The sequence below is a fragment of the Paenibacillus sp. FSL W8-0426 genome (assembly GCF_037969725.1).
Taxonomy (GTDB): Bacteria; Bacillota; Bacilli; order Paenibacillales; family Paenibacillaceae; genus Paenibacillus; species Paenibacillus hubeiensis.
Map to the genome: position 1 here is coordinate 1,916,941 of NZ_CP150203.1, position 18,822 is coordinate 1,935,762.

The following is an 18,822-nucleotide window of genomic DNA, read 5'->3' on the forward strand; positions in this document are numbered from 1 at the left end:
CAACCAGGTTCTGCTTCGCAGCCGGTTCGTCGGCGATTACATAAACTTGCGATGATGCTTTTTTCCGTCATAGGAAAACCAGATCGGTTTATCCTCCACCTTGGTTTCCAGATGAACGGTACGTCCCCATAACCGGTACACGTAAGGGAGGGTACGCTCCATGTATTTGAGGTCAAGCTCAATCCCTTCATAACGGTGCTTGAGCACAAGCTCGCCTGTGCGCAAGTAGTCGGCATCCTGGACGACAAGATAAGGGGAACCGCCGTTAATGCGCGAAAATACAAGCTGATCCCGAATGTTCTCCCACGATTTGTCCGTGATTTTCCATTCAGGCCCCTTTTTTTCGAACACATACAAGTCCAGATCTTCGGTGAGCTGTTTGGTCATGTAGTTGCGAATGAAGGACGTATCGGAATCGAGCTCGCGGACCTCGAATATTTTGGCGCGTCCTTGGTCCGGCAAACGTCCGAACCGTTCGCGTTCCTCGCGGCTGGGATGATCCCAGCGGCGTTCGATATCCTCGAAAATTTTCAACCCCAAATAATAAGGGTTCAGGCTTTGGGTGGATGGCTGCACGACCGAGGAATTCAGCTTGGCGAATTCGATCGTCTCCTCGCTGGTCAAGTCCATTTCGCGGATGATGCGCTGATGCCAATAGGACGCCCAGCCTTCATTCATGATTTTGGTTTCCATCTGCGGCCAGAAATACAGCATTTCTTCCCGCATCATGCTCATGATATCCCGCTGCCAATCGGTCAGCACCTCGGAAAATTCCTGAATGAACCACATGATGTCCTTCTCGGGTTCAGGCGGAAAGTGGTGAACTTGGATCTGGGATTCCGGAGCGGGCACCTCCGCTTTGGATTCGTCGAGGGCCCACAAATCATCGTATGGACCTTCGGGTTTGGGCGGTTTCTCTCCGCGCTGCTCTTTCAGTTTCAATTCCATATAACGCTGTTTATCCAGATGCCTTGGCTTGATCAATTGTGGATCGACATGCTCTTGGATGGCCAATACGGCATCGATGAACGATTCAACGGCTTCTGTACCGTATTCCATCTCATAATTGCTGATTCGGTCTGCCGTCGCGGCCATGCTTTCGACCATATTGCGGTTGGACATGGAGAAGCGGGCATTGTTTTTGAAAAAATCACAGTGGGCCAGCACGTGCGCAACGATCAGCTTATTCTGAATCAGGCTGTTGCCATCCAGCAGGAACGCATAACAAGGGTTGGAATTGATGACGAGTTCATATATTTTACTGAGCCCGAAGTCGTACTGCATTTTCATTTTATGAAACGTTTTTCCAAAGCTCCAGTGACTAAAACGGGTAGGCATGCCATAAGCTCCAAAGGTATAGATGATGTCGGCAGGGCATATTTCGTAACGCATCGGGTAGAAATCCAAACCAAAGCCTGCGGCAATTTCGGTAATTTCGGCAATGGAGCGCTCAAGCGCGGTAATATCGTCCTGCTTCATGGGTTACCTCCTCGGATTGCATTTTCGGCCGAATGCAGCACACGGGCTGCACGCCTGGGAATCAAGGTTGTCATCATCATATGAACAAGCCGTACAGGATATGCTTAGCGAAAAAGTGACCCTTCACGGGTCACTTGATTAACGGCCGGATATTGCCGTGCATACAATAGTTGTTGGGGCGTGATTGGGATTGGCCGTTCGGCCTTGAAAATCAATGGCCAGAATCCGAATGCTCCGCTCTGCTTGTTTACGTGGCGACTCCGTTTTCCTGTCTATGAAAGAAGCTGCGCAAAGCCTTATACACTTCGCCTTTTTCTTTGATGACGTAGTACATGAAATGATCGAGTTTGATATGGCGGTAGGCCGACATCAACGTGCTGCTGCGGTTATATTGATTGACTTCGCCGTAACCGAACATGTTGCTGCGCTTCAGCAGCTCGCCAATCAGTTTCACGCATCGTTCGTTATCGGAGGTTAGATTGTCTCCATCGGAGAAATGGAACGGATAGATGTTGTAGCTTGAAGGCGGGTAACGGGAATCGATGATATCGAGTGCTTTCATATATACGGAGGAGCAGATCGTTCCTCCGCTTTCCCCGCGCGTGAAAAATTCCTCTTCCGTCACTTCTTTTGCTTCCGTATGGTGGGCGAGGAACACGATCTCTACTTTTTCATACTGGCGCCGCAGAAACCGGGTCATCCAGAAGAAAAAGCTGCGGGCGCAGTACTTTTCGAATGAACCCATGGAACCTGACGTGTCCATCATCGCGATAATGACGGCATTCGATTGCGGGATGACTTTGTCTTCCCACGTTTTGTAGCGCAAGTCGTCCGGACTGATGTGATGAATGCCCGGATTGCCGCTGGTGGCGTTGCGGCGAAGGTTTTCAAGAATGGTGCGTTTTTTGTCAATGTTGGACTGCATGCCTTTTTTGCGGATATCGTTGAAAACGACCGTGTGCGTTTCGATTTGGTCTTTGTCCTTTTGTTTCAGGTTGGGCAGCTCCAGCTCGGAAAAAAGAATATCCTCCAGCTCTTCGATGCTGACCTCGGCCTCGACGATGTCGTAACCCGCCTGGTCACCCGCCTTTTCGCCTTTGCCAGGCTTTTGCGCAGCCGGATCGCGTCCGATCACATCGCCGACTTGGGTGTCGCCGTCCCCTTGGCCTACATGCTTTTGTTTTTGAAAGTTATACACGAAACGGTACTCATCCAGACTGCGGATCGGTACCTTGATGATTTGTTGTCCATCGGACATGATGATGTTTTCTTCGGTGATCAGATCAGGCAGATTTTGTTTGATGACGTCTTTCACTTTTTGCTGGTGTCGCTGCTGGTCCTGGTACCCTTTGCGGTGAAGCGACCAATCCTCCCGGGAAACAACGAACGAGTATGGCTGGCGTGAATTTGACATGTAGGCACCCCCCAATAATTACGTGGCACAGTTTGACCTGTCGGTAATTAAGTATATTCACGGACAGGGACGATATGTGATGAGCGGGAAGATAAAATGAAACCATTTGTAGCAAAAACGATGCATAGTCCCATCGGAAGCAACATTTTAGAAATAATCCGATGGCTATGTTTTTACAAATCCGGTGAACAAACGAAATGCACATCCTGTACAATGGAAGGAGTTACCCGATTGGAAACAATTGGAGGATGTATGTAAAGGAAGGATTTCCATTGGACAAACGTGCGGTTAGAGCTTGGATCACCTATGATTGGGCTAATTCGGCATATGCAACGACGGTATTGGCAGCAGTACTGCCCGTCTTCTATGCTTCGGTTGCGGCAGCTTCTCTTGATGCGGACACGGCCGCATCCTACCTGGCATATACCCATTCCGTCGGGATGCTGTGCGTGGCGTTGCTGACTCCGCTGCTGGGGGCGCTTTCGGACCTGTCCGGCAGAAAAGGAGACTTTTTGCGCGTATTTACGCTGATCGGTATTTTTTCTACGTTGGGCTTCAGCCTTGTCGGTGAGGGAGACTGGCTGTTCGCTTCCATTCTGCTCGTTGTATCTACGATCGGTTTTGCGGGAGGAAACACCTTTTACGATGCCATGCTGCCCGACCTTGTTCCCATCAGGGAAAGAGAAATGGTATCTTCCAAAGGGTATGCCTACGGCTACATTGGCGGCGGCATTTTGCTGGCGATCAATCTGTTGATGATTCAACAGCCCGGCTGGTTTGGACTGGAAAATACGCTGGCCGGGACAAGACTCGCCTTCATTTCGGTGGCAGCATGGTGGCTGCTGTTTTCCATTCCTATCTTTCGGCATGCTCCCCGCAGGCCTGCAAGCACGGATCGCCCCTCTTCCTGGATGGGGTATGCCAATATGGGCGTATCGAGGCTGCGAGGGACATTCAGTCAAATGCGAAAATTTCCACAGCTGATTCGCATGCTGGTCGCCTTCTGGTTCTTTAATGATGGCATTAACACGATTATCCTGATGGCGACCATCTATGGAACGAGCATTGGCATCGGCACGACCGATCTGATGCTGGCCTTGCTGCTGACGCAATTTGTCGGTTTTCCGTGCACGCTGCTGCTAGGTGCATGGGCGAGGCGGTGGGGGGCCAAGCAGGTACTGGTGATCAGTTTGTCGGTGTATGTATGCATCGTGATTCTCGGTTACTTTATGAAGGAGGCGTCCCATTTTTACATGCTAGCCGGATTGGTCGGCGTAGTGCAGGGAATCAGCCAGTCAACGGCCAGATCTTTGTTCAGCAACCTGATGCCTGCAGGTAGAACCGGGGAGTATTTTGGATTCGTTAATATTACGGGCAAATTTGCCTCCATTTTCGGTCCGTTCGTTTTTGGCTGGGTTGGCCAAATCACCGGCTCTGCGCGCTGGGGAATTCTTTCCTTGCTCTTCTTTTTTATCGCAGGCATGGCGGTACTGATGACCGTGAAAGTGCAGAAGGGCGTGGAGGATGCGCTGAACGCCGATCGCGAAGATGGGCCCGGCTGGCCGGGGCACGGTTTGCCGCAGTCGCCGGAACCTCGTTCCGTTACATGATTTCGCTTGGCATGTTGTGTAATGTCCAAACCTCTAGAAACTCCGGAGCCTGTTCGCTGTAGAGCAGGTGTCCGGGGTTTCTTTCGTTGGAAGGTGTCATAAATCACGGGTTGAGAGGAATAAAGATATATGGGCATGGGGAGGAAGGTCAAAAAATGCAGGATAAACAGAGAAAATATGAAAAAGAGAAAATAAAAGATTGACATGATACAAATCGTATCATAGAGTGTAGATATAGACAGTTTGTATCATGAAAACTCATTAATGATACACCTCATTATTTACGTTCCCCTTAGCTTTGCCACTACATAACTTCGTTTTAACGGAACGAGGAGAGGAGTAGGGCCATTGGTAGACTCTCTAGGAAACGGACTTATATTTTTGCTCTGCGTCCCTCGAAGCGGAAGCTCGCTTTCAACCGTGATGCTGCAAAATCACAGTCGCATCTTTGCTACGCAGGAGATGTGGTTCCTGATGAGCCTGGTTGATCTTCCAACAAACGAGCCGCGAGCATACGGCGGTCATTCGATCATTCGGCAATTTTATAACGCCATGGTATCCGAAGAAGTATTCGAGCGAGCGTGTCGCAGTTTCGCCATGGAAATATACAACGGGTTCTTGGAAGGAAATTCAGCGGAACTCGTCGTTGACAAATCCCCGCGTTACTACTGCATGCTTGAATGGCTCGATCGGCTTTTTCCGCAAGCCAGCCGCATTCACCTCCAACGCAATCCACTTTCCATTGCAGCATCCTATAAAAAAGTGAATCGCAGGACAGGCGAAGGCTTCGATCTGATCGGCAGTCTGAACAGCTCCAAGTTGAATATGAAGGCCGTGGATCTGACATTGGGCATCATGCGGTTAAATGATTATTTCGCGGAAGAACATGCCGGAGCCTACGAAATTCAATATGAGCAGCTGGTCGTCGACCCGCAGGGAGAACTTGAAAAAATGTGCCATTTCCTTGGCGTGGACTATGAACAGGGGATGGAGCAATACGGACGTTTCCTGGACAGTGCCAAGTCCGATATGTTCTACAGCATGGGTGTGGGAGATCCTTATCTCTCCGGGCATCAGGAAGCTCATAAAAATTCTGTTAACAACTGGAATGAAATATTAACCAAACAAGAAACGGAAACGTACTGCCGTGCTCTCGGTGCAGGACTTTTTCATCGAATGGGATATGCGGAACAGCTGGAAGCAGCTGAACGATGGACGGGCGTGCATTATGAACAGCATCCGGACGAAGAACTCGTGCAGCGCTTGACGAACCAATTCCGCAAAGCTACAAACTGGGACTTGCAGCGAGGATATCGTATGCAAACTGGAAGCCGAAGCGCCGAGGCCACCAATTCAATACGTTCGTCCGTAACGGATGAAAAAGAGGATTCCGGGCTGGAGGCACTGGCTACGATCAGGCAGCTGCAAGCCGCTCTTCGTGCAGCCGACCTGAGGCTGGAACAGGGATACCGGGAACGGGATCGGTTGAGATCCCAACTCGCTTCGGCGAACGGCAAAATACAGCGCATCAAGGCATGGGTGCCGTTTGGACAACAGATCAGCGCTTGGGCTTCCCAGCGCAGAGGCATGCGGGGTGAAAAGCCATGAGTGCCATTGCGGGCATTGTTCATCCGGGAGGCAGAGAGGCGTGTTGGGAGGATACTTGGCGCCTGTACGAGGGCCTTGGACACATCCCGGTGGATACCACCGGAATGTGGAAGGGAGATGAAGCTTATTTCAGCTGTCACGCGCAATGGATCACGCCGGAGTCGGTTCTTGAAAAGCTTCCTTTCTATGAAGAAGAGAGCGGATTATGCATAACGGCAGATGCGATCCTCGATAACCGTGAACAGCTTGCGGACCAGCTTCAACTATCGCGTGCGGATCTCGACAGGTTATCCGACAGCGAGTTGATCCTTCGTGCATACCGTCGCTGGGGTGAAGACGTGGCCAGCAAACTGCTGGGGGATTTTACGTTTGCCATCTGGGACGAACGCAAGCGCAAGCTGTTTGCCGCGAGGGACATCATGGGCATGCGGACGTTGTATTACCGACTGGATGGGCCGCGCTTGTCTTTCTGTACGTTGATGGGACCGCTGCTTGGATTGCATGGGGTGCGCAAACAGCTGAACGAAACCTGGTTGTCCGAATTTCTCGCGATCCCCGAGATGTTCGACTCGGCAGATATCGGATCTACCGTATACCAGGGAGTGCAGCAGATTCCCCCGGCACACACGTTGACGTTTCATGAGGGAAAGTTGAGCTTAAAGCAGTATCACCGCTGGGATGAAGTCGAACCGCTGCGACTCAAATCCGATGGCGAATATGTTGAAGCTTTTCGCGAGGTGTTTGCCCAAGCCGTCGATTCCCGTCTGCGAACCCATCGGCAAGTGGCGGCAGCATTAAGCGGAGGGCTTGATTCCGGCGCCGTCGTCGGGTTTGCTTCAGGCACGCTCCGCAAACAGGGCAAGCAGCTGAATGCTTATAGTTATGTGCCCGTGTCCGACTTTAAGGACTACACGTCCAGAACACTGCTGGCCGACGAACGACCATACATTCGTTCTACCGTGGACCATGTCGGAAACATTGCGGAGAACTATTTGGATTTTGAGGGCAGAAGCCCGCTCAGCGAAGTGGATCCATGGCTTGAAATGATGGAAATGCCATATAAATATTTCGAGAATTCGTTCTGGATTCGCGGTTTTTACGAGAAGGCCAGCCTGCAGAATGCGGGTGTCCTATTGACAGGTGCCAGAGGAAACTTCACCATTTCGTGGGGGCCTGCCCTGGATTACTATGCCAGGCTGCTGAAAAACGGCCGATGGCTCCGTTGGATCCGGGAAATGCAGCAATACAGCGCTCATACGGGCATGCCGTTTACCCGCATCGCGAAAATTACGGGACGCAAAGCGTACCCGAGCTGGTTTCAGAAGACGTCAGCAGGCGAGGCACCTGCCCATCCGCAAATGATTCACCCGGACTTTGCGCAAAAAACGGGAGTGCTTGAACGGCTCAACACGTTGATCGTGCTTCAGGGCGGGGCACGTGCCGACGCGATCAAGGTAAGGGCGCAGAAGTTCAACAATTTGGCGATTGCCAACAAAAACGGTGCCGTAGCTACCAAATGCTCGCTTCGATATCGGGCATGGGAGCGCGATCCCACCAGCGATGCACGGGTGGTCCGCTTTTGCTTGTCTGTCCCGATCGAGCAGTATGTAAGGAATGGCACGGACCGGGCCTTGGTTCGCCGGGCGACTTCGCCGGAACTGCCGGACAAGGTCAGGCTGAATCAGCGTGTGCGAGGGGTACAGCCTGCCGACTGGCTGCACCGCATGATCCCGGATTGGAATGCATTCATCGCCGAGATGCATGATCTATGCACAGACAGCAGGGTGGCGGGCATTCTGAATACGGAACGCATCCGGACCGCGATGGCGAACATCGGGGAACCACGGCCTGAGCTGGCCTCCCATCCCGATCTGAGGCTGATGATGCACAGCCTGATTGTATACCGCTTTATGCGCCAGTTCTGAACCAACGTGAATTCTTTAAAGGAGGTGATGACGATGAACGCTGAGAAAAAAGAATGGCAAGCGCCAGCTCTTGAAGTATTGGAAGTCAATCAGACGATGGCTGGGATTGGTTGGAGACAAATCGACTGGATCTCTGATCACGATGCTGACCTGTACAATCCGGTTTCCTAATAATTACATGTGATTCATGTCTGATCATACTTAAAGGGCGAAAAGACGGAACATCGATCTTTTCGCCCAGCCCTTCTATTTTTGCGAATAAATATAAGGGCTTTTTTCATATATGTGGTGCAAAGGAGGGCCTGAGCTTGTTGCCTGTACAATACGATGCGTATGGATTGCGCTGGAGCAGCTATATTTCGATGCCCGAACTTCAGGTTGCAAGAAACCAAACCGAACCGGGTCACGCCGATGTACATATTGAAACAGCCGAGCTGCACGACTTGTGGGCCGAGTGGAATGTAGGGAATGGCAATTTTGTAGCAAGAGACGGATGCTTTCTTTTTCGGATTGACCATGTCGGCATGTTTTGCATGGAACGGGGGCGGCGCATCTTGATCAGCCCCGAGCCTGATGCCGACGAGAAAAAGACGAGGCTTTACATTCTGGGCACATGCATGGCCGTCATTATGATGCAGCGCGGGGTTCTTCCCCTCCATGGAAGCGCAGTCGTCATCGATGGATGGGCATATGCGTTTGTGGGACATTCCGGGGCAGGCAAGTCGACCCTGTCGGCAGCCTTGGCCTCACGGGGATATCCTTTGTTGACCGATGATATCGTTGCATTGACTTGGGATGCTGGAGGAAGAGCGATCGTATCTCCGGGGTATCCCCAACAGAAGCTGTGGCAGGCGAGTCTGGACGGCTTTGGCATGGAATCGCAGCATTATGCTACGGTGCATGCGGAGATCACCAAATACGCCATTCCGGTTCAGCACTATTTTCATGACAGTCCGGTACCTCTGGGAGGCATATTCGAACTTGCTCCTAAGCCGGATGCGGCGCCAGGCCCGATTCAACTGCATGAAGTAGAGGGGCTTGAAAGGCTGCATCTGCTGTGCACGCATACGTTTCGCAGCAGCCTGATTGCCCGCCAGGGGTTGGCGCAGTGGCTGTTTGAGACGGTGTCACGGCTCTCGGCAGGTGTGGAAGTATCCAGAATTACGAGGTCTGGTACCGAATTCACCGCATTCGAGATGGTGGACCGGATTACGAATCACATAAGCAAAGGAGTGTATACCGCACAATGACGGCAATCAAACCATTGGAAGAGCAAGACCGGATTACGCGCAAAGAGGGCAATCTCGTTAGCGATATGGGTGGAGAGAAAGTGATGATGAGCATCCAGAGCGGAAAGTATTACAATTTGGGGACCACCGGCGGCCGGATTTGGGAACTGTTGTCCGAAGAGCGAACGGTGGCCGGAATCGTTGATGTGCTGTCTTCCGAATACGAGGTCGATCCTCAGGTGTGCTTGAACAGCGTGACTGCATTTTTGGAGCATCTGTCCCGCGAAGGATTAATCGACGTGCTCCCTGGAGAATAGGACGATGCTGCTCCGCAAACTCAGAACGTATCGTTCTTTGCCGAGCGAGATGCGTTCGTTGATCTGGGAAGCGTATTTCGGACTCGGCTGGGCCAGAATTCTCAAAGCGATGCCGTTTGCCAAAATAGCACCGGGCCTTGGAACACCTATGGTAGAGACGTCATCGGACGGATTAAATCGCGCCGATGTCTTAACCGTACGCAACATATCCAAAGCAATCCTCATGGCGAGCAAGTTCGCCTGGTGGGAGAGCCGCTGCCTGGTGATGGCCATCGCCGCGATGAAAATGCTGGAACGGCGCGGCATCGACAGCACGCTGTATATGGGCACTGCCCGTGACAAACAGGGGCGGATGGCTGCCCATGCCTGGCTGCGCAGCGGCAAACTGATCGTGACCGGTGCCGATACGATGGAACAGTATACGGTGGTAGGCGTGTTTGGCAAACATTGTTCGAAGAAGGAGTCTGGGGAGATTGTTTATGACACATGAATTTGAACGCTGCACTGCCGGTTTTCCACAGGAGCTCAAGCTCATGCTAAGCATGTTGAACGGAGATTTTCGGAAGCTCTCGTCCGAAGAGGGAAGGGAACGGCTGCAAGGCGTGGATTGGAATCTCTTTTTGCAGCTTGCGATGCACCATAGATTGTACGCCGTCCTTTATCTGAACATCACCGCGATGCATGACGTGCCATTTCCTCCGGCTGTTGTGGAAAGCCTGAAGCAGGAATATACGGCAAATACGTTTCGCATGCTGCATTTGACGGCAGAGATGGAACGGGTATGCGGAAGACTGACGCAAGCCGGGATCCGCAATATTACGATGAAGGGTCCTGCCTTGGCCCATGACCTGTATGGAGATGTTTCCCTGCGCACCTCCAAAGACCTGGATCTGTTAATCCCGTTTGACGATGTGGAACAGGCGGAAGCCGTGCTGCTGGATCTCGGTTACATATGCAAGGACGATAAAGGAAGACGAAGTGTAAGCAGCTGGAAGTGGCGCGAGCATCATATCTGTTACAAGCATCCGGTTCGAAAAACGCAGGTGGAGATTCATTGGCGACTAAATCCGGACACGGGCCGGGAAGCCGGTTTCGAAACGTTGTGGCAGAGGAGCAGGGTCAGCGCATATACCTCGACTCCGGTTCGCATGCTGGAGCGCGAGGATTTGTTTGCGTATTTGGTCACTCATGGGGCAAGACACGGCTGGTTCCGGCTGCGCTGGCTGTATGACATTGACCGTATGCTGCGAACGATGCCCCTTGACCTGGATGCTGCTTCCCGGCGAATGAAGCTCGAAGGACGCATGCCGATTGCCGGACAGGCGCTCATTCTCTCCGCAGCGTTGTTCAATACCCCTTTGCAGCGTTGTCAGGGGGAGCTGCAATCAAGTATGGAAGGAAAAGGAGAGCGGCTTGCCCGACAGGCGTTGTTGTTTATGCAAGGCATGCTGGCTGCGCCCGACGATCTCAAGATCTATCGTTCGTATCTGTTCGCTCTCCGAAGCCCTGGCCAGAAGCTTCTCTTTTTCAAAGAACGCTTGTATCCCAGCACCTGGGACGTAGCCCAACTGCCGCTGCCCAAGTCCCTGCATTTTCTATATTTTCCGTTACGTCCGTTTCTATGGTGTTGGCGCCGCATGAAACGCAGTACGATGACGGAAAGGGGGTAAGTCATGATTTCCGAGCTGCGATTTTATATGCGTAAACTGCATGAAATTACCGGACCGATTCTGTACTGGAACCTGATCGGCATGATATGCATCAGCCTGATGGAGGGTATCGGCATTTACATGCTTGTACCCATGCTCGGGTTGATCGGCGTTTTCGATCCTGGCAGCGCAGGCATTCAATTGCCGTGGGCTTCGGAATGGCTCGGCCGTTTCCCCGAACATACACGCCTGAATCTCGTGCTGCTTGCTTTTGTGCTGATCGTAGCCGGGCAGGCATGGTTGCAAAGACTGCAGACGGTGCGGAACACCCGCATACAGCAGCAATTCGTGCGGACGCTGCGTCTCGATACCTATCGTGCGTTGATCATGGCCAATTGGCCATTTTTTCTTCGGAAACGAAAAGCCGATTTCAGCCATGTGCTGACGACAGAGCTTGCCCGCGTAAGCCAGGGAACCGGCATTGTGCTGCAGATGGCAGCATCGATCATTTTTACGGCCATCCAGATCGGTCTGGCCTTCCTGTTATCGGTAAAGTTGACCTTGCTGGTGATTGTCTGCGGGCTGCTGCTGTTCGTTGCCCTGAAAAGGTTTGTCAAGCAGGCCAAACAAATCGGGGACCAGACGACGGAATATTCACAGCATTATTACAACGGGATTACGGAGCATTTCAACGGCATCAAGGATATCAAAAGCAACATGCTGGAATCGTCCCATATCAGCTGGTTCGAGCTGATGTGCAAACGGATTGAACAGAACGTGGTCCAGTTCATTCGTTTGAACAGCAGAACGCAGTTGATTCACCGGGTGTCTGCAGCCGTGATGATTGCTGCCTTTATTTATATTTCGCTGCGCGTTCTTGTCGTTCCGCCTACCAGCCTTTTGCTGATTATTCTTATTTTTTCCAGATTGTGGCCGCGATTTACGTCGATTCAGTCCAATCTGGAATACATCAGCTCCATGCTGCCTGCATTCCGGATCGTTCGCGAGCTGCAGGTGGAGACGGAGAACAGCCGGGAGATCAGCGATGGCATCACCGAAGGCACCTTGCAGAAGGAAGCTGGTGAGCGGGAGCCAACCATCCCTGGACCGCGGAAAAGCAGAGGCAAAGCGGACATGGCTTTCCAAAGCCATACAGCAACGGGCATGACATTTGACCAGGTACAGCCTCTGGAGTTGACGAGAAGCATCGAATGCCGCAATGTCAGTTACCGGTATGCAGGCAGTCCTTCGTACGCGCTGCATCAAGCAAACATTTCGATTCCGGCCAAAGGCATGACGGCGATCGTAGGCAAATCCGGAGCGGGGAAAAGCACGCTGATCGACCTGATCATGGGGCTGGTACGTCCCGAAGAGGGACAAATCGTGATCGACGACCTTCCGTTGTCGGAGGACCGGTTGCTGAAATGGCGGAGCTCGATTGGTTATGTGTCCCAGGACCCGTTCCTGTTTCACTCAAGCATTCGCGAAAATTTGCAGTTGGTCGATCCCCATGCAAGCGAGGAGCAGATGTGGCGGGCATTGCAATTTTCGTCTGCCGGAGCATTCGTCCGCAAGCTTCCTCAGGGCCTGGATACCGTCATAGGCGATCGCGGTGTTCGGTTGTCGGGCGGCGAGCGCCAACGGCTTGTTTTGGCCAGGGCAATGCTGCGCAATCCGTCCGTACTGGTACTGGATGAAGCAACGAGTGCTCTCGATAGTGAAAATGAACAGCATATTCATGCCGCGTTGGAACAATTGCGGGGACGCATAACCATTATCGTCATTGCGCATCGTTTGTCCACGATTCGTACGGCGGACCGGGTCATCGTTTTGGAGGAGGGCAAGGTCATTCAGCAGGGTGGCTACCAACAGCTCTCGGCGGATCCCGTTGGGACCTTCAGCAAACTGCTTAGCATGCAGACAGGCATGGCAGGACAAGGATAAGGATAAGGATAAGGATAAGGTGCGATAGGATTACGTTAAAAGCAGGCATGCGAAAGGCGCAGACTACAGCTGCGCCTTTGCATTTTGCGGAAATAAGTTCATGATGTTGTGCCGCTGACCGATGAGAGTGGCAAAGAAAGGGCCTGAATATGCTCCAAATGCTGCATGATTTGGTCCACGGCGTCCTCCAGCGGCAATAATTCCGTGTCAATGATGAGAGAAGGGTTAGAGGGAATGTCATAAGGGGCTGAAATGCCTGTAAAATGAGGGATTTCACCGTTGCGTGCCTTTTTGTACAGTCCTTTGGGATCGCGTCGTTCACATTCCTCGATCGAACAACGGACATAGATTTCAACAAAATCCCCGGGTTCAAACAGTTGCCTAACCATCTCCCGATCCTGCGCGTTGGGCGAGATAAATGCGGACAGTACCACCAACCCGGCATCCACCATGAGCTTCGAAACCTCGCCGATCCGTCTCAGATTTTCTTGCCGATCTTCGGCATTGAAACCCAGATCCTTGTTCAACCCATGCCGGACGTTATCTCCGTCCAATACGTAACAACGCAGGTCCTGCTGATGCATTCTTCGTTCCAGGGCAAAGGCCAGAGAAGACTTTCCCGCGCCGGACAACCCGGTAAACCATAAGGTGAGGCTGCGATGTCCATTACCGTGTTCCCGTTCCGTTCGACTTAAGCTTGAATGCTGCCAGGTAAGGTTGCGTTCTTGTGCAGACATTGGTATCCCCCTTGTTCCTACTCTGAATATATTATATTTTAACATATTTTCAATATTATAGCGATTTATTTCGTGAGATTGCTACCGTTATTTGGTGGAGGAAAAGGCTGGCTGCACCGTTACCCGTTACATATATTCGAAAGTCCTGTGGCATATTAGCTGTAGATGGTTGTACGTCTGTGTCGGAGAAGGACGCGCCTATACTCAGGAACAGGAGAGAATATGATGAAGCGATTTTTACTTTGCGCCAAATTGACCTTGCTGGCCATTGGCATGTTGGTGGGCACGGGACAAGTGGATGCATCGCCGATTAACGGGGCTTATCATTTTGGTTTCAAAAAAAGCGAGAACGGCCAGCTGCCGTCCATTGATCAAGAAGGCTTCAAAGCCATTTTGCAGCAGAATGATGCCATTTTTTTGGGAGATACGAAACAAAAGGAATTGTACCTCACGTTTGACAACGGGTATGAGAATGGATTTACGCCGGCGATTCTGGATGTTTTGCGTGACAAGAAGGTGCCTGCCGCGTTTTTCGTTACAGGGCATTATTTGAAGGATCAGCCGGAACTCGTGAAACGCATGGCAGCGGAAGGGCATGTCGTGGGGAATCATTCCTGGAGCCATCCGGACATGACTCGCATCTCCAATGAAAAAATAAAAACGGAGTTGGCACAGGTTCAAACGGAGATCCATCGTCTCACGGGCCAACAAACGTCCTATTTGCGCCCGCCGCGCGGCATTTTCAACAACCGTACATTGGCCGAGAGCCGTGCCCAAGGATATGTGAACGTTTTTTGGTCCGTAGCTTACAAGGATTGGGATACGAACGTTCAGCGGGGAACCGATTATGCGCGTCAGCAAGTGCTCAAGCAATTACATCCCGGGGCGGTCATCTTGCTTCATTCGGTGTCAAAGGATAATACGGAGGCGCTGGCATCCATTATCGACGAAGCGCGCAAGCAGGGATATGTATTCAAACATTTGAACGAGCTGAAGACGAAAAGTTATTGATTCATATCAAAAGGGCACCCTGTCCGGCGTACGACGTCCGCGTGCAGGAATGCCCTTTTTCGATGTTTGGTTAGACTACGGTATGATAAATGATGCCGATCGTTTTTGGACCACAATGGCTGCATATTACGCATCCGGCGGTCGTGATTTCTACGCGGGCCCCCGTTTGCTCCTGCAGCGTTTTTTGGAGAGCAAGCGCATCCTCCTTCGCCATGGTGTGCACAACGATGATCAGGTCTTTATCGATCTGCTCTTTATCGGCCAGACTGTTCTGGAGCATCTGATCCATCGCTTTTTCCCGTTTGCCGCGCACTTTGTAAGCCGGAGTCATTTTCCCGTCGGCCACACGAATGACCGGACGGATCTTCAACAGGCTGCCGATCAGATTTTGCATGCCGGAGCAGCGTCCGCCCTTATACAAATATTCCAGGGTGTCAATGACAAACTCTGTTCGCACATGGGGCCGCACGCTTTCCACCAGCTTGGTGACCTCAGCCAAGGTTTGCCCTTTTTCAGCCGCCTGCACCGCCTTCATGACGAGCAAACCAATCCCGGAAGACAGATTAAGGGAATCTACGACGGAAATTCGCCCCTCCGGGAATTCGGTGCTGGCAATTTTGGCGTTCTGATATGTGGAAGAAAGCTCGGAGGACAGGCTGATATACAGGATGTCGTCTCCCTGTTCTATGTAGGGTCTGAAAGCAGCCATGAAATCGGCAGGGGAGGGTGCAGCCGTTTTGGGCAGCCGTCCGTCCTGGTCCACTCGCGCATATAGTTGTTCAGGGGTGATTTCCACCCCATCCTTTAGCGATTCGTCCCCGAAAACGACGTAAAGGGGAATGACGCCGATGTCATAAGTCTGAATCCATTCGGGATTCAAATCGCTGGTGCTGTCCGAAAAAATTTTGATTCGTGGCATGTCGATCTCCTTTGTTCAATTGGAATGTTGAAGACGTTACATCATTAAAGTAGATAGATCCCGGCGAACACAAGAGCTGCGCAGGCCAGAATCATCAAGCCATTCAGCAGGGTTCCAATGACGGCGAATACTTTCCTGCGATTCCGTATGACCAGGCCGACGATCCCGACGATTAAGCCGGCCAGGTTAAGAATGATGCAGGCCAGCATCGAGACGGAGGCCAGGATGATGGCCGGGTGCAATGCAAGCTGTTCCACTTGCTCGGGAGTGAGCGCATGGCCCATGTAGCTGCTTATCGCGGCTGTCACCAGAACAAATATGACGATGTAGGCAAGCAGCGCCGTGATGCCGATCACGAAACTGGCGATTCCGGGACCGGAATGTTTTGTTTTTGGGTTAGATGATTGATCGTTTGCATGATAATCCTGGTTGGGGGATGCTTCAGGGAAGCCAAATTCATGCCCAGGCTTTTGATCCATAACGTAATGTCCCTCCTTATCCGTTATAGTAGGGTTTTAAACTTCATTTTCTTTCATTGACGGAGCTGCAATCCTTAGCTCGCTGCAATTTTACCTTATAACTTTTCCATAATTAACGATAAAAATCAAGGTTTTGTATGCATGCAGCATGTATACGAGATTAAGCCTCATCCGTGCCGGGAGGAAATGAACGGCGTCATTCTGCGCAACTGGCAAATGCCCCGGCATTTCGTTACAATAAACATGGTGCAGAGTGAAAGTGGGAAGACTGAATCAAGAGGAGAGAAGAACATGCAACGAAGATGGATGACGGTTGGTGCCGTATTGACGATGCTGTCTGTAGCCATAGGCGCATTTGGAGCGCATATGCTGAAGGAGTTCGTTGGGGCCGACGCCATCGCCGTATATGAAACCGGGGTGCAGTATCACATGATTCATGCCCTCGGTTTGCTGATCATCGGGCTGACGGCAGGGCAACTCGGTGAATCGGCCAAACTTCGCTGGGCGGCGAGGTTGTTGTTGATCGGCATTATCGTTTTTTCGGGAAGTTTGTATACACTCACCATAACAGGGGTCAAAATGTTGGGAGCCATCACGCCCATCGGAGGCGTAGCGTTCATTCTCGGATGGCTGCTGTTCGCGCTCGATTTGTGGCAGCGCGGAGCAAGCCGAAAATGAAGGAAAAAGCAGCTTACGGGGAAGTGATGACGTTTCCGGCGTAGGCTGCTTTCGTTTGTTTTTGGCGATATTATAAAAACTCATCGATTTCATTGGTTTTAAAAGAATAAACCTGTTTTTCATCCACATGATATACGCTGACCATATCGTTGTCCCGGTCAAAATTTAAAATTCGGCATGGAATGCTCTGATGTTTGCCTTTTTTGTTGTTCACAACGATCCGCGTCAGTCGTTTTTCCTTGATTAGCGTTTCAATCCATGCATCAAACGAATTGCCGGTAGGCGAACCGGTCTCTTTGGAAGCAGGAGCCTCCGGCGGAGCGGTCGGTTGTGCTTGTGCCTGCACTTGCACTTTTTTTCCTTGCCGTGCAATAATGGAGTCTTTTTTCGCTTGGATGGTCGCTTCGATAATTTTGCCAAGCTCGATGCCGGATTGGATCCGAAAATCCGCGATCGGTTCCCCTGCATTTAAGAGTTCCAAGAGGGACTGCATTGCCAAAGCGTTCGAGCGGCTCTTGATTAGAATATCGACGTTAAACAAATAGCCGACGTCTTCACTATTGGATAAGTTTTCTTTCATTGATCCCAGCCCCGTTAAAAGATATGTGTCGTCTGACATTGGCCTTGTACACGATTACATCCAGACATTGCCTTTGCCGAAACTTATGTAAATTGCACTGCGTAGGCAGGTGCCTTGACAAATGCAATGATGAACATCATTAACTATATCATTAAAATTGTAATAATCCTAGTGTTCAATACAGAGAAAATAGGGTGCGTATATGGGGTTTGAGCACACAGACACTAGCATTGAAAGGAGCACGTGATGAAAAAGACGATTTTGGGGACAGAATAAAAGGATACGAAATACAGCTTCAGGCAAGTTGATTGTGGAAAAGGAATCATATTTATTTTTCAAGGGATGAGTAAGCATGGAATGCGTCATTTTTATCGGGATTCAGGCTTCAGGGAAATCAACGTTTTACAGGGAGAGGTTTTTCCAAACACACATGAGGATTAATCTCGACATGTTGAGGACGAGAAATCGGGAGAACTTGTTTATACAAGCTTCGCTGGAGGCCAAGCAGCCTTTTGTCATCGACAACACCAATCCGACCATGGAAGAGCGGCAGAAATATATAGGCTGTGCCAAAGAACATCGATTTAAAGTCATCGGTTATTTTTTTGAGCCCGACTATGCCCTCTCGTTGGAAAGAAACGGGAAAAGGACGGGGGAAGAAAGAATTCCGGAAATCGGCATCAAGAGTACTTTGAAGAAAATGCAATCCCCATCATATCGTGAAGGATTTGACGAGTTATATACCGTTAGGTCGACGGGTGGACATTTCTTCGTTGAGAAAGCAGACCCCAAGCTAGTAGAGTAAACGTTTGTCTCTTATATTTTTTGTGGATTATACCGATGATATAATGACTGACGTAAAAAAAGGATGATCGGCATGCCACCTAGAGACAGCATTTTCGAGAAAATCATGAAATCAAAACGAAGCCAGCTCCCTAAACGGGCTCAGCCGGGCAGAGCTGCCCCGCCTCAGAAGCTTGGTGGTCAAGGACCTGTTGAAATGGATGCGCATCATTTGAATCTGGCGAACGAAGAGCAGACCCGCAAAACGGAACTTGAACGCATATTGGCCATTCGAAAGGAATTATCGGACATAAGGCATATGAAAAAAAAGCAGTAACCAAATTCCATGGGACCACTTCATGATGCTTGAAGTGGTTTTTTCGTTAGGCGCGTGCCCAGAGGCACGTATCTTCTAGCCGGTGAAAGTCCGGTCATGGGAGGGGCCAAGCCCCCATGTAGC

Annotated in this window: 19 protein-coding genes; 13 read left to right on the forward strand and 6 right to left on the reverse strand. The window is 51.0% G+C overall.

Going from position 1 to position 18,822, the window contains the following annotated elements:
• Positions 1-36: 36 nt before the first annotated feature.
• Both MKY59_RS08780 and yhbH read right to left on the reverse strand, forming a co-directional pair.
• Positions 37-1,479, reverse strand: coding sequence for a SpoVR family protein (locus MKY59_RS08780; protein WP_236415860.1), 1,443 nt, complete (start codon positions 1,477-1,479; stop codon positions 37-39).
• 247 nt (positions 1,480-1,726) lie between these two features.
• Positions 1,727-2,893, reverse strand: coding sequence for a sporulation protein YhbH (yhbH, locus tag MKY59_RS08785; RefSeq protein WP_236415859.1), 1,167 nt, complete (start codon positions 2,891-2,893; stop codon positions 1,727-1,729).
• Between the two features lie 272 nt (positions 2,894-3,165).
• On the opposite strand from yhbH, the gene MKY59_RS08790 reads away from it, so the two are divergent.
• The 9 genes from MKY59_RS08790 to MKY59_RS08830 all read left to right on the forward strand — a co-directional run bounded on the left by MKY59_RS08790 (position 3,166) and on the right by MKY59_RS08830 (position 13,175).
• Complete coding sequence (locus MKY59_RS08790; RefSeq protein WP_339277134.1) at positions 3,166-4,503, forward strand: MFS transporter; 1,338 nt, start codon at positions 3,166-3,168, stop codon at positions 4,501-4,503.
• 381 nt (positions 4,504-4,884) lie between these two features.
• A complete protein-coding gene (locus MKY59_RS08795) occupies positions 4,885-6,111 on the forward strand; it encodes a sulfotransferase (protein WP_339278357.1) in 1,227 nt (408 codons plus the stop codon).
• Positions 6,108-8,036: an asparagine synthase-related protein gene (locus MKY59_RS08800; RefSeq protein WP_339277136.1), complete on the forward strand. Its 1,929-nt coding sequence runs from the start codon at positions 6,108-6,110 to the stop codon at positions 8,034-8,036. Before MKY59_RS08795 ends, MKY59_RS08800 begins: the two co-directional genes overlap by 4 nt.
• A gap of 33 nt (positions 8,037-8,069) precedes the next feature.
• Entirely contained in the window at positions 8,070-8,207 is a 138-nt protein-coding gene (locus tag MKY59_RS08805; RefSeq protein ID WP_236415856.1) for a paeninodin family lasso peptide, read from the forward strand.
• A 137-nt stretch (positions 8,208-8,344) separates the two neighbouring features.
• Positions 8,345-9,286: an aldolase gene (locus MKY59_RS08810; RefSeq protein ID WP_236415855.1), complete on the forward strand. Its 942-nt coding sequence runs from the start codon at positions 8,345-8,347 to the stop codon at positions 9,284-9,286.
• Complete coding sequence (locus MKY59_RS08815; RefSeq protein WP_339277138.1) at positions 9,283-9,582, forward strand: lasso peptide biosynthesis PqqD family chaperone; 300 nt, start codon at positions 9,283-9,285, stop codon at positions 9,580-9,582. The genes MKY59_RS08810 and MKY59_RS08815 overlap by 4 nt, the downstream gene beginning before the upstream one ends.
• A gap of 4 nt (positions 9,583-9,586) precedes the next feature.
• Entirely contained in the window at positions 9,587-10,072 is a 486-nt protein-coding gene (locus MKY59_RS08820; RefSeq protein ID WP_339277139.1) for a lasso peptide biosynthesis B2 protein, read from the forward strand.
• Positions 10,062-11,252: a nucleotidyltransferase family protein gene (locus MKY59_RS08825; RefSeq protein ID WP_339277140.1), complete on the forward strand. Its 1,191-nt coding sequence runs from the start codon at positions 10,062-10,064 to the stop codon at positions 11,250-11,252. The genes MKY59_RS08820 and MKY59_RS08825 overlap by 11 nt, the downstream gene beginning before the upstream one ends.
• A 3-nt stretch (positions 11,253-11,255) precedes the next feature.
• On the forward strand, positions 11,256-13,175 hold the full coding sequence (locus MKY59_RS08830) for an ABC transporter ATP-binding protein (RefSeq protein ID WP_339277142.1): 1,920 nt from the start codon (positions 11,256-11,258) through the stop codon (positions 13,173-13,175).
• Positions 13,176-13,273: 98 nt separating this feature from the next.
• Here the strand turns inward: MKY59_RS08830 and cysC are convergent, their stop codons facing one another.
• On the reverse strand, positions 13,274-13,912 hold the full coding sequence (gene cysC, locus MKY59_RS08835; RefSeq protein ID WP_339277143.1) for an adenylyl-sulfate kinase: 639 nt from the start codon (positions 13,910-13,912) through the stop codon (positions 13,274-13,276).
• 225 nt (positions 13,913-14,137) lie between these two features.
• Between cysC and pdaA the strand changes: the two genes are divergently transcribed.
• Positions 14,138-14,923 (forward strand): delta-lactam-biosynthetic de-N-acetylase, encoded by a 786-nt coding sequence (pdaA, locus tag MKY59_RS08840; RefSeq protein WP_339277145.1) that lies wholly within the window; start codon positions 14,138-14,140, stop codon positions 14,921-14,923.
• A 70-nt stretch (positions 14,924-14,993) separates the two neighbouring features.
• Here pdaA and MKY59_RS08845 read toward each other — a convergent pair whose 3' ends face one another.
• Positions 14,994-15,842, reverse strand: a complete 849-nt coding sequence (locus tag MKY59_RS08845) for a DegV family protein (RefSeq protein WP_339277146.1) — start codon at positions 15,840-15,842, stop codon at positions 14,994-14,996.
• A 44-nt stretch (positions 15,843-15,886) separates the two neighbouring features.
• The gene (locus MKY59_RS08850; protein ID WP_339277147.1) at positions 15,887-16,321 is read right to left on the reverse strand and encodes a hypothetical protein; all 435 of its coding nucleotides are present in this window, start codon (positions 16,319-16,321) and stop codon (positions 15,887-15,889) included.
• A gap of 291 nt (positions 16,322-16,612) precedes the next feature.
• Between MKY59_RS08850 and MKY59_RS08855 the strand changes: the two genes are divergently transcribed.
• The gene (locus MKY59_RS08855) at positions 16,613-16,999 is read left to right on the forward strand and encodes a DUF423 domain-containing protein (RefSeq protein WP_236421146.1); all 387 of its coding nucleotides are present in this window, start codon (positions 16,613-16,615) and stop codon (positions 16,997-16,999) included.
• Positions 17,000-17,069: 70 nt separating this feature from the next.
• Here the strand turns inward: MKY59_RS08855 and MKY59_RS08860 are convergent, their stop codons facing one another.
• Positions 17,070-17,579 (reverse strand): hypothetical protein, encoded by a 510-nt coding sequence (locus MKY59_RS08860; RefSeq protein WP_236421147.1) that lies wholly within the window; start codon positions 17,577-17,579, stop codon positions 17,070-17,072.
• Between the two features lie 352 nt (positions 17,580-17,931).
• Between MKY59_RS08860 and MKY59_RS08865 the strand changes: the two genes are divergently transcribed.
• Together MKY59_RS08865 and MKY59_RS08870 are read left to right on the forward strand one after the other, a co-directional pair.
• Positions 17,932-18,384 carry an ATP-binding protein gene (locus MKY59_RS08865; protein ID WP_236421148.1) on the forward strand — a complete coding sequence of 151 codons (453 nt, stop codon included), beginning with the start codon at positions 17,932-17,934 and terminating at the stop codon, positions 18,382-18,384.
• A 72-nt stretch (positions 18,385-18,456) separates the two neighbouring features.
• Complete coding sequence (locus MKY59_RS08870) at positions 18,457-18,699, forward strand: hypothetical protein (protein ID WP_236421149.1); 243 nt, start codon at positions 18,457-18,459, stop codon at positions 18,697-18,699.
• The last annotated feature ends 123 nt before the right edge of the window (positions 18,700-18,822 follow it).